Genomic DNA, 14,321 nt, shown 5'->3' with positions numbered 1-14,321 from the left:
GCGCCGTCGCGCCGGAGGCGCTAACATCCCGTCCCGGAGTCGACACGATACGGAGGCGGTCGATGTCCCGGTCCCCCGCCCGCCCGCTCCTGGCGGCCCTGACGACGGCGCTGCTGACCGCCGTCCCGGCCGCCCCGGCCGCCGCCGCCCGGCCGGACCGGGCCGCCCCGGAACCGGTCGCCGTCGGCCGTTCCGGGCCCGCCGCGCTCACCGCGCGGGCGGCCCCCGGCTGCCCGTCCCCGCTCGCCCCGGTCCGGCCGGTGTCCGCGCCGCCCTGGCCCCACCAGCGGTACGCCCCGGAGCGGCTCGCGCCGTTGGCCACCGGGGCCGGGGTGACGGTGGCGGTCGTCGACTCCGGGGTGGACCGCCGCCACCCGCAGCTGGCCGGGCGGGTCCTCGACGGCACCGACCTGCTCGACCCGGGCGGCGACGGCAGCCGGGACTGCGCCGGTCACGGCACCGGCGTGGCGAGCATCATCGCCGCCGGCCCCCGCGACGGGGTGGCGTTCCACGGGCTCGCCCCGGGCGCCCGGATCCTGCCGGTACGGGTCAGCGAGCAGCAGGTCGTCGAGGGGCGGGAGTCGGGGCGTACGGTCAGCGCCGAGGACTTCGCCCGGGCCATCCGCTGGGCGGTCGACCACGACGCCGACGTGCTCAACCTCTCCGTCGTGCTGTACGCGGACAACCCCGCGGTGCGGGCCGCGGTCGGCTACGCGGTCGAGCGGGACGTGGTCGTGGTGGCCGCCGCCGGAAACCTGCACGACAGCGGCGACCCCCGGCCCTACCCGGCCGCGTACGACGGGGTGCTCGGGGTGGGCGCGATCGGGGCGGACGGAACCCGCTCCCCGTTCTCCCAGACCGGCGCGTACGTCGACCTGGTCGCCCCGGGCAGCGACGTGCTGATGGCCGCCCCCGGCCAGGGGCACCACCGGGCCGAGGGGACCAGCTACGCGGCGCCCTTCGTGGCGGCCACGGCCGCGTTGCTGCGGCAGTACCGGCCGGAGCTGAGCGCGGCGCAGGTGGCGCAGCGGATCGTGGCGAGCGCCGATCCGGCGCCCGGAGGCGGCGGGGGCGGCGGGTACGGCGCGGGGGTGCTGAACCCGTACCGGGCGGTCACCGAGACCGGCGGCGGGGCGCCGGAGCGGCCGCGCCCGGCCACGGCGCTCGCCGACGACCGGGACGATCCGGCGCTGGTGGCGCAGCAGGCCCGCCGGGCGACGGCCCGGGACCGGGCGCTGCTGGTGGCCGGGGTCAGCGGAGCGGCGGTCGCGGTGGCGGCGCTGCTGGCGCTGGTCGTGCCGCGCGGCGCCCGCCGCCGCTGGCAGCCCGCCGGTCCGGCCTGACGGCGTGCTGCCGCGGGGTCCGGCTCTCCGCCCGGTCGCCCGGTCACGAGCGGGAACGACGGTGGTGGCGCCGACCGGGTCAGGGTCGGCGCCACCACCGGGCGTGGCTCACTGGAACAGGCCGACGTTCTTCTTCTCCGTGTCGAGATAGTCGGCCGCGGAGTCGTCGACCGCGAGCTTGATGTCGCGCAGCATGGCCTGCAGGTCCTGCGAGGCGGAGCGCCAGCGGCCCTGCCGCTGCTCGTACGCCTGCCGGGCCTCGCCGGACCAGCTCGCCACGAGCGGGGCGGCGTCGCGTTCGAGCTGCCCGAGCTGCGAGTCGAGCGTGTTCAGCGCCCGTTGGATGTCCGCGCTGGCCTGCTGCAACGCGGCGAAGTTGACGACCAGCACACCGTGGTCCATCGGATGTCTCCTCCCCCGAAGACCGGGTCAGAGCGGCAGCTGGATGCCGCCGCGGTTGGTGGTGGACACGCGGCTGGCGGCCTCGCTGTCCGAGACGTCGTACTGCTGACCGGCCGTGCGGATGGCGCCGGCGGTCTCCCGCAGCGCCCGCTGCAGCGTCGCCTGGTCCTGTGCCCACTGCTGCTTGACCTGCTCGAACGAGCGCCCGCCGGCGCCGCGCCAGGCCTGCTGCAACACCTCCAGCTGGGCCATCAGGCTGCTCAGCATGGATTGCAGGGACTGGTCCACCTGCTCGAACTTCGCGGCGGTCTGCTGCATCACCGCTGCTTCTGCCTGGGTCTGGGACACCCGGGACGTCACCTCGTCTCATCGGTCGTGGCTGGCCGTCGGCGCGCCCGCTCACTCGGGCGCCCCGCTCGCGCCGCCCGGGCGTCGAGCGCGGCAGGCGCGGGGTCAGCGGAACTCGTCGCTGACGGTAGCCGTCACGTCGCGGTTCTGCTACCCCGCCGCCATCCCCTGTGGACAACCGCGCTCCCGCTCCCCGGAGCAGGCCCTTACGATGGGCGGCGTCGATGTCGCGGCGAGTGACCGGTCGAGGAGGCACGGTGACGGTGACCACCAGCACGGGCCCGGTCCGGCCGGCCGCGCGGCCGGCCGCCGCCGTCCCCGCCCCGGCCCCACCCGCGCCGGCCGGTCCCGCACCGGGGGCGTCGGGGCCCCGCGCCGTCCTGCCGCCGCAGTGGATTCCGGCCGCCCGGCGGCGGACCGTCGGCGTCCGGGCCGGTCAGGTCGTCGCCGCGCAGGTCGCGGTGGCCGCCCTGGTCGCGGCCGCCGGCCGGGGCGTGCTCGCGGCGCTGGCCGCCGTGGCGCTGGCCGCGACGCTGCTGCCCCTGGCGTGGGTGCGGCTGCGGGGGCGCTGGCTCTTCGAGTGGCTCGCCACCGGCCTGGGCTATGCGACCCGCCGCCGCGCCCTGCCGCCGGCCGCGGGCCCGGCGGCCCTGCTGGACCTGGTCGACCCGGGTGCGGTGGTCCGCCCCGCCGAGCTGGCCGGCACGCCGGCCGCCGTGCTCGACGACGCCGCCGGCATGGTGGCCCTGGTGGAGGTCGGCGACCCGGCCGACCTGCTCGGCGACGGTCCCCGCGCGCTGCCGTTCCCGGCGTCCCTGTTGTCGGCCGCCGCGCCGGACGGGCCGCCGGTCCGGCTCCAGCTCCTGTTGACGGGCGCGCCGGCGCCGACGGTCGGGGCGGGCGGCGGCACGGTCGCCACGTCCTACCGGCAGCTCACCGACGGGCGGCTCGCCGGCCTGGAACAGGCCGTCCTCGCCGTGCGGGTGCTCCGCGCCGAGGGCTGGACCGGCGAGGAGCTGCGGCGGGCGCTCTCCGGCACCGTACGCCGGATCGTGCGCCGGCTCGGGGCGGTCGCCGCCCGCCCGCTCGGCGAGCACGCGACGCTGCGCGTGCTGGCGGAGTCGGCCCACCACGACGACCATCCGGCGCGGGAGTCCTGGCAGACGGTGCGGGCGGGCGACCTGCTCCAGACCACGTTCCGGCTGCGCCGCTGGCCCGACGCGCGCACCGAGGCCGGCCGGCGGCTGGTGCCCCGGCTGCTCGCGCTGCCCGCGACGGCGACCACGGTGTCGCTCTGCGCCGGGCCGTGGCCCGGCGCCGACCCCGCGTCGGCGCCGGCCGAGGTGGCCGTACGGCTGGCCGCCGCCACCCCGGCGGAGCTCTCGGTCGCGGCCCAGGCGCTGCGCCGGCTGGTGACCGAGGCGGGCGGCGATGTGCACCGGCTCGACGGCGCGCAGCTCGACGGGCTGGCCGCCACGCTGCCGCTCGCGGCGGCGGGGGCGCCGGGGCCGGGGCCGGCGCCCGACGCGTTGGAGCTGACCGTCGGCGAGGCGGGGCTGATGGTCGGCACGAACCGGCACGGCGGCGCGGTGACCGTCCGGCTGTTCCGGCCGGAGAGCACCCGGGTGATGCTCGTCGGCGGGGTACGCGCGGCGCAGCTCGTCGCGCTGCGGGCCATGGCGCTCGGCGCCCGGGTGGTGGTGCAGACGGCGCGCCCCCGCAGCTGGGAGCCGTTCGTGCGGGGCGTCGGCACGCCGGGCGCGATGATCCCGCTGGTTCCGCCGGGCCGGCCGGTGGGCGGCGGACCGGGCTCGCCGCTGTGCCCGCTGCTGGTGGTCGTCGACGCCGGCCCGACGCCGGCCGACCCGGAACCGGGCCCCGCGTGGCGGGCCACGCTGCTGGTCCGCGACGAGCTGACCCCGGCCGACGCCGACGCGCTGGGCCGGGCCGACCTGGCCGTGCTGCAACCGCTCGATCCGGCCGAGGCGGCCCTGGCCGGCGCCGCGTTGGGCCTCGGCGGGTCGGCGGAGTGGCTGACCCGGATCCGGGACGACATGGTCGCGGTGGTCAACCGGCGCGCGCTGCGCTGGGCGCTGCTCTCGCCCACCCCGATCGAGTCACAGCTCATCGGCCGCCCCTCCCGCCGCTGACCGGCGCACCACCCGCCACCGACCGGCGCACCACTCGCTCGGCGGCCGGCGCCACCCGCCACCGACCGGCGCCACCCGCCACTGACCGGCGCGCCACTCGCCCGGCGGCCGGCCGCGGATCCGGCTTCCCGCGGCGGTCCGGCGATCTCGCGGGTTCCGCGCGTGGCGCGTCCGTGGCACGATCCCGCCATGGGATTCCTCAAGGGGCTGCTGATCCGGCTGGCCAGCACGGCACTGGCCTTCTGGCTGGCCACGCTGCTCATCCCGGGCATCACGCTGGAATCGGAGTCCGCCACCGACGCGGTCACCACGCTCGTCCTCGTCGCGGCGATCTTCGGCGTGGTCAACGCGGTGCTCCAGCCGGTCATCAAGACCGTCGGCTGCGGCTTCTACCTGCTGACCCTCGGGCTGATCGCGCTGGTGGTCAACGGGCTGCTGTTCCTGCTCACGAGCTGGATCGCCGACCAGGCCGGGCTGCCCTTCCATGTCGACAGCTTCTGGCCGGAGGCCGTGCTCGGCGCGCTCTTCGTCGGGATCGTCACCTGGATCCTCGGCGCCGTCCTCGATCGGGACTGAGCCGCGCCGCCGCGGGGCGGCCGACCAGATGCCGGGAACTGGCTGCTCAGCGGCCCGGGTCGCCGGGCTAGTGTCACCAGGGTGACCACCCTGACCCGCCACGACGGCTACCAGCTCAGCACCGACCCGGACCGGATCGACCTGGACCGCGTGCACCACTGGCTCTCCACCGACGCGTACTGGGCGATCGGGCGGGACCGGGAGACGGTGGCGCGCGCGCTCGCCGGGTCGGTGGCGTTCGGCGTCTACCGCCCCGGCGACGGGCGGCAGGTCGCCGTCGCCCGGGCGGTCACCGACGGGGCCACCTTCGCCTGGCTCTGCGACGTCTACGTCGACCCGGGCGAGCGCGGCCGGGGGCTGGGCACCTGGTTGGCCGGCGCGGTCCGCGACCACCTCGCCGGCCTGGGCGTACGCCGGATCCTGCTGGCCACCTTCGACGCCCACGAGGTGTACGCGAAGGTGGGCTTCGCCCCGGTGGCCGAGCCGCACCACTGGATGCAACTCGACCAGCGGGACCAGCCGATGAGACCGGTCACCGGCAAGGAACCGGGCGGTCAGTCGCCCCTTACGCTGGAGGCGTGACGCCACTTCGCCTCGGCTACCTCTACGGTTTCGGCGCGTACCTGCTCTGGGGCTTCTTCCCGCTCTACATGAAGGTGCTGCGCCCGGCCGGGCCGATGGAGATCCTGGCCCACCGGATCGTCTGGTCGGTGGCGTTCGTCGCTCTGCTGCTGGCCGCGATGCGCAACGTCGGCTTCCTGCGGGCGTTGCTGCGCCGACCCCGCGCGCTGGCCGGCGTCGCCGCGGCCGCCGCGCTGATCGCGGTCAACTGGGGCACCTACATCTACGGCGTCAACTCGGACCGGGTGGTGGAGACCGCCCTCGGCTACTTCATCAACCCGCTGGTGGTGGTGCTGCTGGGCGTCACCGTGCTGCGCGAGCGGCTGCGGTCCGCGCAGTGGTTGGCGCTCGGCATCGGCGGGCTGGCCGTGGCGGTGCTGACCGTCGACTACGGCCGGCCGCCCTACCTGGCGCTGGTCCTGGCGCTCAGCTTCGCCGGCTACGGACTGGTCAAGAAGCGACTCGGGCTGCCCGCCGCGGAAGGGCTCTTCGTCGAGTCGGCGGTGCTGGCGCTGCCCGCGCTGGCGTACCTGGGCTGGCTCACCGCCGGCGGCGACGCCACCTTCGGGCACGTCTCGGTCGGGCACACCGCGCTGCTGGTGGCGGCCGGCGCGGCGACCGCGATCCCGCTGCTGCTCTTCGCCGGGGCGGCGAACCGGCTCCCGCTCACCGGCCTCGGCATGCTCCAGTACCTCGCCCCGATCCTCCAGCTCGGCTGCGGCGTGCTGATCTTCCACGAGCCGATGCCGCCGGCCCGGCTGGCCGGCTTCGCCCTGGTCTGGGCCGCGCTGATCGTCTTCACCATCGACGCCCTCCACCAGTCCCGCCGCACCCGCGCCGCCACCGTCGCCGCCCGCCACGCCGCCCCCACCCCCGCCACGACCCGCTGACCCCACCCCCGCCCCTCACCCCTCGCGATCTTGCACTGCTCGCCCTGACAAAAAGGGATGTGCGAGATCGACGGCGCGGGGACGGGAGGGCCGGGGCGAGGGGCGGGTCAGCGGACGTCGTAGGCGAGGACGGGGGTGCCGTCGGCGCGGAGCAGCTCCAGACGGACCAGTTCGGCGTCGGTGAAGCGGGTCGCGCCGGTGATCCGCAGGTCGTCGCCGGGGGCGGCGAGCCAGGAGCCGACCTGCTCCGTCGCGCCGTCCGGGCCGTGCGCCACCAGCCGGAAGGTGTACGCCTTGGCGTAGCCCGCCCTGGCGACGTACCCGCAGCGCATCCGCACCTCGGTGCCCCAGCCGGTGCTGGTCAGGGCGATCTCGGCGGACACCGGCACGTCGCCGGCCACCGGCTGCATGGTGACCATCCGCACGTCGCCGGGCGGCGGGGTGGCCGCCTCGCGGGGCAGCACCACGGCGGTGCCGACGCCGACGACCAGGGCCAGCGCGGCGGCGGCGAGGGCGGTGAGGGCGTACCGGCGGCGGGCGGCCGACCGCTCCCGGCGCCGGCGGTCGCCCGCGGCGGTGAGCAGCTCGGACACCCGGGGGTTCTCCGGCGATGGCAGGAACTGCTCCAGCCCGGCCGGATCGAGCCGGCCCAGCAGGCCGGGCAGAACGGCGATCTCGGCGACCGCCTCGCGGCACGCGACACAGCCGGCGAGGTGCCGCTCGTAGGCCGCCCGTTCGGCGGGGGCCAGCGCACCCAGCACGTACGCGCCGTCGTCGTGCGCGAAGTCGCACCGGGTCATGCGGTCACCCCCATCTCGGCCAGGACCAACCGTAGTGAGCGCAGGGCGTAATGCGTCCGGGACTTCACGGTGCCCGGCGGCACGCCCAGCCGGGAGGCCGCCTCGGCCACCGACCGCCCCTGGTAGAAGCACTCCACCAGCACCTCCCGGTGGGTGGGGCTGAGCCGGTTCAGCGCCTCGGCGACGGTCCACGCCTCCACCGCGCGTTCCGCTTCGTCCACCGTCTCCGGGGGCTCGGGCAGCTCGTCGGTGAAGACCTCGCCGACCCGGGTGGAGCGCCGCCGCCAGGCGTCGATGGCCAGGTTGCGGGCGGTGGTGAAGAGCCAGGCCCGGACCGAGCCGCGCTCCGGGTCGAGCGACTCCGGGTGCCGCCAGGCCCGCAGCAGCGTCTCCTGCACCAGGTCCTCTGCCCGCTGCCGGTCGCCGTTGACGAGGCGCAGGGCGTGCGCGTAGAGCGCCTCCGCGTGCTCGTCGTGCAGCGCGCGGAGCAGTTGGGCGTCGTGGTCGCTGATGGCGGTCTCCTCGCTCTCGGCGCGAGTCCGACAGTGGCGTTCGCACGGGAATACGTGCCGTCACCCGGATCGGTTCAGCCGCAGGTCATCGTGGCAGTCCCGACGGAGGTGTTCACGCCCGGTTCACGCCGCCGCCGACGCCCGCTCACCAGGTCCTCCTACCGTCCGGCGGGTACGCACGCCAGCGGCTGTCCGGCGTGCACCGACCCCTCCAGGAGGCTCCTTCCATGAGCGACCGTCCCCGGCTGCTCCCGTTGCTGGGCGCCACCCGCCACGGCAGCCGCGACGCCATGACCTGTCTGTACCGGTGCGGCAACGCCTGCGACCACCCGGTTCCGAACACCTCCGACAACGCGTACTTCGGCGACGTGGTGGGCGCGGAGGTCTCCCGGCGCGGCGTGGTCCGGGCCGGCGCGGTGGGCGCACTGGTCCTTGGCTTCGGCGGCGCGGCGGCCGGCGCGCTGGCCGGCGCCGCCCCCGCCGCGGCCGCCCCCGCCGCGGCCGCCCCCGCCGCCCCCGTGGTGCCCGAGGGCGCCGGCTTCGGCCGCCCCTCCGGCGGCGTCGGCAGCGGCGCGCTGACCTTCAAGCCGGTCCCGCCGAACACCCTGGACACCTTCGTCGTCCCCAACGGGTACGACCACGCGGTCGTCATCCGCTGGGGCGACCCGGTCGTCCCGGGCGCGCCCGAGTTCGACCTGCACGGCCAGACCGCCGCCGCGCAGGCCAAGCAGTTCGGCTACAACAACGACTTCGTCGGGGTGCTGCCGCTGGACGGGCGCGGGCAGCGGGTGCTGCTCGTGGTCAACCACGAGTACACCAACGAGGACCTGATGTTCCCCGGCTTCACCGGCCAGGACGCGCTGACCGTGGAGCAGCTCCGGGTCGCGATGGCCGCGCACGGCATGTCCGTGGTGGAACTGGAGCGGGTCGAGGGCACCGGGCAGTGGCGGCCGGTCACCAAGGGCCGCCGGCCGTACAACCGGCGGATCACGGCGCTGGCCACGAAGTTCGAGCTGACCGGGCCGGCCGCCGGCTCGGCCGCCCTGAGGACCGCCGCCGACCCGAAGGGCCGCACGGTCGTCGGCACCCTCAACAACTGCGCCGGCGGGGTGACCCCGTGGGGCACGGTGCTCTCCGGCGAGGAGAACTTCAACCAGTACTTCGTCGGCGGCGACGGCGCGCCGGAGGCGGACAAGCCGAAGCTGGCCCGCTACGGCATCACCACCACCGCCCGCTACCCGAGCGGCAGCCGCAAGTGGGAGCGCGCCGACGAGCGGTTCGACCTGGCCAAGCACCCGAACGAGGCCAACCGGCACGGCTGGATCGTGGAGATCGACCCGTTCGACCCGGAGAGCCGCCCGCGCAAGCACACCGCGCTGGGCCGGTTCAAGCACGAGGGCGCGAACGTCATCGTCGCCGCCAGCGGGCACGTGGTCGCGTACATGGGCGACGACGAGCGGTTCGACTACCTCTACAAGTTCGTCTCCGACAAGAAGTTCATGAAGGGCAACTCCTGGGTCGCCCGCAGGCACAACCTCACCCTGCTGGAGTCGGGCACCCTCTACGTCGCCCAGCTGGAGCAGACCAGCGCCGGCGAGATCGACGGTTCCGGCAAGCTCCCCGCCGACGGCGCGTTCAACGGCCGGGGCCGCTGGATCAAGCTGGTCAGCGGCAACCGCTCGTACGTCGACGGGATGACCGCCGCCGACGTGCTGACCTTCACCCGGCTCGCCGGCGACAAGGTCGGGGCGACCAAGATGGACCGCCCGGAGGACGTCGAGCCGAGCCTGCTCACCGGCAAGGTGTACGTGGCGCTCACCAACAACACCGACCGGGGCAAGGCCGGCAAGCCGGCCGCCGACGAGGCCAACCCGCGCAACCTGAACAAGCACGGTCAGGTGCTGGAGCTGGTCGAGGACCGTGGCGACAACTCCGCCGAGACGTTCGCGTGGTCGCTGCCGATCGTCTGCGGCGACCCGACCGACCCGTCGACGTACTTCGCCGGGTACGACAAGGGGGCGGTCTCCCCGATCTCCTGCCCGGACAACGTGGCGTTCGACGCCACCGGGAACCTCTGGATCTCCACCGACGGCAACGCGCTGGGCAGCAACGACGGCCTCTTCGCGACCGCCGTCGAGGGACCGGAACGGGGCCACCTGAAGCAGTTCCTGACCGTGCCGGTGGGCGCGGAGGCCTGCGGCCCGTTCATCACCGGGGACAACCGCTCGGTCTTCGTGGCCGTGCAGCACCCGGGTGAGATCAGCGGCGCGTCGGTCGAGAAGCCGGCCTCGAACTGGCCGGACGGCGACTACGCCAAGCCCGGCGTGGTGGTGACCTGGCGTCTCGACGGCGGGCCGGTCGGCAGCTGACGCCTCCTCGGGCGGTCCGGCGCTGGACCGCCACCGAGGGCCCTCGCCCAGCCGGGGTGAGGGCCCTCGGCCGTTTCCGGGCACGGCGCGCCCGTCCCGGCGGAGCCGGGCCGGGCACGGCCGCTGCGGTGCCCGTCGGCCGGGTCAGCTCTCCGACGCCAGGCCGTCGGCGATGGCCCGGGCGGCGGTGAGCAGCTTCGCCCGGACCACCCGGGCGGAGGTCATCATCTCGCTGGCCGGCAGGGCGCAGGCCAGCACCACCCGGCGCTCCATGTCCTTGTCGGGGCTGACCAGCACCGCGGCGCACGCCACCCCCTGCCGGAACTGCCCCAGCTCCAGCTGCATGCCGCGCCGGTCGCCGGCGGCCAGGTCGGCCTCGAACGCCTCGGTGCTGGTCAGGGTGGCGGAGGTGAAGGGGCGCATGCCGTACTCGCGCAGGTAGCGGAAGCGCTGCTCGGCGGTCAGCGTGGCGAGCAGGGCCTTGCCCAGGGCGGTCGCGTGCGCCCCCTCGTCGAACCCGGGCACCAGGTCCTCCAGGTAGGGCGAGCGGGGGCCCTCGGCGACGGCCGTGACGGCCACCTGACCGCCCACGAACCGGCCCAGGTAGTGGCTGTAGCCCGTGTCCACGGCGGCCCGGCGCAGGCTCTCCCCGACCGCCGGCGGCCCCCGGAACGCCGTCACCAGCTCGCGGTAACGGTCGGCCACCTCCAGGCCCACGATGTACGTGCCGTCCTCGCGCCGGATCACGTAGCCCTCGTAGGCCAGGGTGCGGACCAGGTGGTAGGTCGTCGCCACCGTCAGCTCACACCGCCGGGCGATCTGCTTGACGGTCAGCCCCTTCGGGGCGCGACCGACCGACTCGAGCACTCGTAGCGCGCGGGACACGCTCCGGATGAGATCCGAAGGTTCCGCCAAGGGGTCGCGCACAACCACCTCCGCCGCCGGGGACTTACACCATATGAAATACAGGCCCGGCGCGAAATGCCTGTTCGGGTGGAGGATGCCAGATCGTCGGGAACTGCGCGTACCCGCACCGGCACGGTGCGTGACCCGAGACGGCCTCGCGTAGGTTTGCCGCACCATGACCCGCCCCGCGCTCCACCCCGCCCCGGACGTCGCGCCGCCCCGCCCCGCCCGGGCCGCCGCCGGTGCCGTCGCCGTCACCATCGCCTCCGTCCTGCCGGTCTTCCTGGTCGGCGGGCTCGCCGTGCAGTTGGGCGACGACCTCGGCTTCTCTCCCGCCGGGCTGGGCCTGGCCGTCTCCGTCTACTTCGGGGTCGGCGCGCTGGCGTCGGTGCCCTCCGGAAGGCTCGTCGACCGGTACGGGCCGGCCGTGGTGGCCCGCTGCGCCATCCTGCTCTCCGCCGGGGCGATGCTCGCCGTCGCCGCCCTCGCCCGCTCGTACGCCGTGCTGGTGGGGCTGCTGGCGCTCAGCGCCGCCGCCAACGCCCTCGGCCAGCTCGCCAGCAACGCCGCACTGGCCCGGCACGTGCCGGCGCGGCGGCAGGGGCTGTCGTTCGGGGTGAAGCAGGCCGCCATCCCCGTCTCCACCCTGCTGGCCGGCGCGGCGGTGCCGACGGTCGCGCTGACCGCCGGCTGGCGGTGGGCGTTCGTGGTGGCCGCCGGGGCGGCCCTGGCGGCGCTGCCCGCCGTACCCGCGCGGGAGCCGCGCCCGGGCCGGACGGCCGCCCCCGCCCGCGCCGGCCGCGCCACGGCGGCCCTGCTGGTGGTCGGGGCCGCCGCGATGCTCGCCGCGGCGGCCGCGAACGCGCTGGGCACCTTCGTGGTGGACTCCGCCGTCGACCGGGGACTCACCCCCGGACTGGCCGGGCTGACCCTGACCCTCGGCAGCGCGGTCTGCGTCACCGCGCGGGTCTGCGCGGGCTGGCTGGCGGACCGGCGCCCCACCGGGCACGTGGCCGTCATCGCCGGCATGCTCGTGGTCGGCGCGGCCGGGCTGGGCCTGCTCGCCGTCGCCGGTCCGGCGCCGCTGGTCCTCGGCGTGGTGCTCGGCTTCGGCCTGGGCTGGGCGTGGCCGGGGCTGATGACGTTCGCGGTGGTCCGGCTGCACCCGCAGGCCCCGGCCGCCGCCACCTCGATCACCCAGACCGGGGTGTACGCGGGCGGGTGCCTCGGCCCGCTGGGCCTCGGCACGGTTGCCGCCCACGCCGGCTACCCCGCGATGTGGCTCACCGCCGGGGCGGCCATGCTGGCCGCCGCCGCCCTGATGCTCACCGGCAGCCGGCTGCTCACCCGCCACTGAGCGGGCCGGGCCGATCCTGTCGGTGCCGACGGCTAGTTTGTCGATCATGAATTCGTGGCACCACGCGCAGTCGGCGGCGCGCAAGTGGGGCGGCACGCCGGAGGACTACCTGCCGATCGAGGAGTTCATCGACTCCTCCAAACAGATCATCGGGGACGTCCGGCACCGCGCGATGTACCACCACACCGCCGGCATCTACCTCTGCCAGCGGATCTTCGGCGACACCCTGCAGGTCGGCCGCAAGCGCGTCCCGGTCCGCCTGATCGCCGAACGACACGTGCTGGAGGACCTGGGCTGGCTGCCCAGCCCCGCCGACTACCTCGACGGGATGCCGATCCGCCCCTGGATGTCCGGCGCCCAGCGCAAGGACCTGCCCCTCTCCACCCTGCTCGGAGGCGACCAGTGAGTCACGTCAGTTTCCTCGGCATCCCGGTCGAGGGTGAGATCACCCAGGGCCACCGGGTCCCGCAGCGGCCCCTGGAGGAGCTGCGACCGCTCCTGCGCGCCCTGCTCGACGACGAGGCCGTCACGGAGTTCGGCTGGCGGCAGTTCACGCCCTACTTCAACGACGGGGAGCCGTGCGTCTTCGGCGTCCAGGACGTGTGGGTACGCACCACCGCCGACGGGCCGCAGGCCGACCCGGACGACCTCTGCGTGGGCGAGTACGCCGACCGGCACCCCAGCCTGGGCGGTTGGGCCTCCTCGCGGCGGGACACGTACCGAGGGCACGACGAGGCCCGCTACCTGCGGGCGTACGCCTTCGCCGAGGCCCTCGAACAGGGTGGTTTCGACGACGTGCTCCTGGAGACGTTCGGCGACCACGCCGACGTGATCGTCCGTCGAGCGGGAATCCAGGTCCAGTACTACGAGCACGACTGACCGGCCGCACCGGGCCGCCCCTGCTGCGGGGCGGCCGGGACGGGCGTCAGCTCGTGCGGTCGGCGATGTAGTCGCAGAGGGATTCCAGGGCGCGGCGGGCCGGGCCCTCCGGGAGCGGCGCGAGCTGCTCCCGGGCCTCCTCGGCGTAGCTGCGGACCGTCTCCCGGGCCCGCTTGAGCGCCGGGCTCTCGCGGAGCAGGCCGAGCGCCTCGGAATGCAGGTCGTCGTCGGTCAGCGGGCCGGTGGCCAGGATCTCCCGCAGCCGCACCGAGGCGGCGTCGGCGTCGTCCGAGGCGAGCGCGTAGAGCACCGGCAGGGTCGGCACGCCCTCACGCAGGTCGGTGCCGGGCGTCTTGCCCGACTCCACCGACTCCGAGGCGATGTCGAGCAGGTCGTCGGAGAGCTGGAAGGCCACCCCGATGGTCTCGCCGTAGCCGGCCAACGCCTCGATGTGCTCCGGGGCGGCGCCGCCGAACATGCCGCCGAAGCGGGCCGAGGTGGCGATCAGCGAGCCGGTCTTCCCCGCGATCACGTCCAGGTAGTGGGCCACCGGGTCGTCGCCGGGGCGGGGGCCGACGGTCTCGGCGATCTGGCCGTGCACCAGCCGGGCGAAGGTGCGCGCCTGGAGGCGTACGGCCTCGATGCCCAGGTCGGCCGCGATGTCGGCGGCGCGGGCGAAGAGGTAGTCGCCGACGAGGATGGCGACCGAGTTGGTCCACCGGGAGTTGGCGCTGGGCGCCCCCCGGCGCACGGCGGCCTCGTCCATCACGTCGTCGTGGTAGAGCGTCGCCAGGTGGGTGAGCTCCATCACCACCGCGGCCGGCACGACCTGGGCGCTGGTCGGGTCGCCGAACTGCGCGCCCAACGCCACCAGCAGCGGGCGGAACCGCTTGCCGCCGGCCTCCACGAGATGCCGGGCGGCCTCGGTGACGAACGGGTCGGCACTGGCCACACTGGCCCGCAACTCGACCTCGACGCCCTCCAGCAGGCCCAGCACGGACGCCTCGACGCGGGGATCGGCGAGATAGAGGCCGAGCGCGCCGAACTGACTCGTGCTCACCCTGGTCCGACGGCCGCCGGACCCGATGGCACTTGAACGCTCGCCAGCCGGATTCACCACGCCTTCAACCATGCCACACCCCTCCGACCTGCCCGGGACGGGGGATAC

Annotated in this window: 15 protein-coding genes; 9 read left to right on the top strand and 6 right to left on the bottom strand. The window is 75.5% G+C overall.

Going from position 1 to position 14,321, the window contains the following annotated elements; genetic code table 11:
* Positions 1–62 precede the first annotated feature (62 nt).
* Positions 63–1,343 (top strand): type VII secretion-associated serine protease mycosin, encoded by a 1,281-nt coding sequence (gene mycP, locus ABZ793_RS05770; RefSeq protein WP_357452479.1) that lies wholly within the window; start codon positions 63–65, stop codon positions 1,341–1,343.
* Positions 1,344–1,451: 108 nt separating this feature from the next.
* Here the strand turns inward: mycP and ABZ793_RS05765 are convergent, their stop codons facing one another.
* Both ABZ793_RS05765 and ABZ793_RS05760 read right to left on the bottom strand, forming a co-directional pair.
* Positions 1,452–1,745 (bottom strand): WXG100 family type VII secretion target, encoded by a 294-nt coding sequence (locus ABZ793_RS05765; protein ID WP_350701842.1) that lies wholly within the window; start codon positions 1,743–1,745, stop codon positions 1,452–1,454.
* 27 nt (positions 1,746–1,772) lie between these two features.
* The gene (locus ABZ793_RS05760; RefSeq protein ID WP_350701843.1) at positions 1,773–2,093 is read right to left on the bottom strand and encodes a WXG100 family type VII secretion target; all 321 of its coding nucleotides are present in this window, start codon (positions 2,091–2,093) and stop codon (positions 1,773–1,775) included.
* Positions 2,094–2,350: 257 nt separating this feature from the next.
* Here ABZ793_RS05760 and eccE point away from each other — a divergent pair, with 257 nt between their 5' ends.
* The 4 genes from eccE (at position 2,351) to rarD (ending at position 6,330) form a co-directional block, all read left to right on the top strand.
* Positions 2,351–4,243 (top strand): type VII secretion protein EccE, encoded by a 1,893-nt coding sequence (gene eccE / locus ABZ793_RS05755; RefSeq protein WP_357452474.1) that lies wholly within the window; start codon positions 2,351–2,353, stop codon positions 4,241–4,243.
* 189 nt (positions 4,244–4,432) lie between these two features.
* A complete protein-coding gene (locus ABZ793_RS05750) occupies positions 4,433–4,819 on the top strand; it encodes a phage holin family protein (protein ID WP_350701847.1) in 387 nt (128 codons plus the stop codon).
* 81 nt (positions 4,820–4,900) lie between these two features.
* On the top strand, positions 4,901–5,401 hold the full coding sequence (locus ABZ793_RS05745) for a GNAT family N-acetyltransferase (RefSeq protein WP_357452470.1): 501 nt from the start codon (positions 4,901–4,903) through the stop codon (positions 5,399–5,401).
* Positions 5,398–6,330 carry an EamA family transporter RarD gene (gene rarD, locus ABZ793_RS05740; protein WP_357452467.1) on the top strand — a complete coding sequence of 311 codons (933 nt, stop codon included), beginning with the start codon at positions 5,398–5,400 and terminating at the stop codon, positions 6,328–6,330. The genes ABZ793_RS05745 and rarD overlap by 4 nt, the downstream gene beginning before the upstream one ends.
* Positions 6,331–6,437: 107 nt before the next feature.
* Here rarD and ABZ793_RS05735 read toward each other — a convergent pair whose 3' ends face one another.
* Both ABZ793_RS05735 and ABZ793_RS05730 read right to left on the bottom strand, forming a co-directional pair.
* Complete coding sequence (locus ABZ793_RS05735) at positions 6,438–7,130, bottom strand: zf-HC2 domain-containing protein (RefSeq protein WP_357452464.1); 693 nt, start codon at positions 7,128–7,130, stop codon at positions 6,438–6,440.
* Positions 7,127–7,621, bottom strand: coding sequence for a sigma-70 family RNA polymerase sigma factor (locus tag ABZ793_RS05730; protein ID WP_350702681.1), 495 nt, complete (start codon positions 7,619–7,621; stop codon positions 7,127–7,129). The genes ABZ793_RS05735 and ABZ793_RS05730 overlap by 4 nt, the downstream gene beginning before the upstream one ends.
* Before the next feature lie 248 nt (positions 7,622–7,869).
* On the opposite strand from ABZ793_RS05730, the gene ABZ793_RS05725 reads away from it, so the two are divergent.
* Positions 7,870–10,011, top strand: a complete 2,142-nt coding sequence (locus tag ABZ793_RS05725) for a PhoX family phosphatase (RefSeq protein WP_357452461.1) — start codon at positions 7,870–7,872, stop codon at positions 10,009–10,011.
* 144 nt (positions 10,012–10,155) lie between these two features.
* Here the strand turns inward: ABZ793_RS05725 and ABZ793_RS05720 are convergent, their stop codons facing one another.
* Positions 10,156–10,938 (bottom strand): IclR family transcriptional regulator C-terminal domain-containing protein, encoded by a 783-nt coding sequence (locus ABZ793_RS05720; protein WP_350701854.1) that lies wholly within the window; start codon positions 10,936–10,938, stop codon positions 10,156–10,158.
* A gap of 154 nt (positions 10,939–11,092) precedes the next feature.
* Between ABZ793_RS05720 and ABZ793_RS05715 the strand changes: the two genes are divergently transcribed.
* The 3 genes from ABZ793_RS05715 to ABZ793_RS05705 are packed head-to-tail and all read left to right on the top strand — an operon-like array spanning position 11,093 to position 13,153.
* Positions 11,093–12,274: an MFS transporter gene (locus ABZ793_RS05715; protein ID WP_357452458.1), complete on the top strand. Its 1,182-nt coding sequence runs from the start codon at positions 11,093–11,095 to the stop codon at positions 12,272–12,274.
* A 46-nt stretch (positions 12,275–12,320) separates the two neighbouring features.
* Positions 12,321–12,680, top strand: a complete 360-nt coding sequence (locus tag ABZ793_RS05710) for a hypothetical protein (RefSeq protein WP_357452455.1) — start codon at positions 12,321–12,323, stop codon at positions 12,678–12,680.
* Entirely contained in the window at positions 12,677–13,153 is a 477-nt protein-coding gene (locus ABZ793_RS05705; protein ID WP_357452452.1) for a hypothetical protein, read from the top strand. The genes ABZ793_RS05710 and ABZ793_RS05705 overlap by 4 nt, the downstream gene beginning before the upstream one ends.
* Positions 13,154–13,199: 46 nt before the next feature.
* Here ABZ793_RS05705 and ABZ793_RS05700 read toward each other — a convergent pair whose 3' ends face one another.
* Positions 13,200–14,285: a polyprenyl synthetase family protein gene (locus ABZ793_RS05700; protein ID WP_357452449.1), complete on the bottom strand. Its 1,086-nt coding sequence runs from the start codon at positions 14,283–14,285 to the stop codon at positions 13,200–13,202.
* Positions 14,286–14,321: the final 36 nt, after the last annotated feature.

It is taken from the genome of Micromonospora sp. NPDC047465, assembly GCF_040643125.1.
In the GTDB taxonomy this organism is placed as follows: domain Bacteria; phylum Actinomycetota; class Actinomycetes; order Mycobacteriales; family Micromonosporaceae; genus Micromonospora.
Note: the sequence above shows the minus strand (reverse complement) of the source record. Positions and strands in the feature narration are given on the sequence as shown.

Bases quoted from the DNA above. Each gene is read 5' to 3' on its own strand.
- mycP (WP_357452479.1), top strand. From the start codon at position 63: ATGTCCCGGTCCCCCGCCCGCCCGCTCCTGGCGGCCCTGACGACGGCG.
- ABZ793_RS05715 (WP_357452458.1), top strand. From the start codon at position 11,093: ATGACCCGCCCCGCGCTCCACCCCGCCCCGGACGTCGCGCCGCCCCGC.
- ABZ793_RS05765 (WP_350701842.1), bottom strand. From the start codon at position 1,745: ATGGACCACGGTGTGCTGGTCGTCAACTTCGCCGCGTTGCAGCAGGCC.
- ABZ793_RS05750 (WP_350701847.1), top strand. From the start codon at position 4,433: ATGGGATTCCTCAAGGGGCTGCTGATCCGGCTGGCCAGCACGGCACTG.
- ABZ793_RS05710 (WP_357452455.1), top strand. From the start codon at position 12,321: ATGAATTCGTGGCACCACGCGCAGTCGGCGGCGCGCAAGTGGGGCGGC.
- ABZ793_RS05700 (WP_357452449.1), bottom strand. From the start codon at position 14,285: ATGGTTGAAGGCGTGGTGAATCCGGCTGGCGAGCGTTCAAGTGCCATC.
- ABZ793_RS05725 (WP_357452461.1), top strand. From the start codon at position 7,870: ATGAGCGACCGTCCCCGGCTGCTCCCGTTGCTGGGCGCCACCCGCCAC.
- ABZ793_RS05735 (WP_357452464.1), bottom strand. From the start codon at position 7,130: ATGACCCGGTGCGACTTCGCGCACGACGACGGCGCGTACGTGCTGGGT.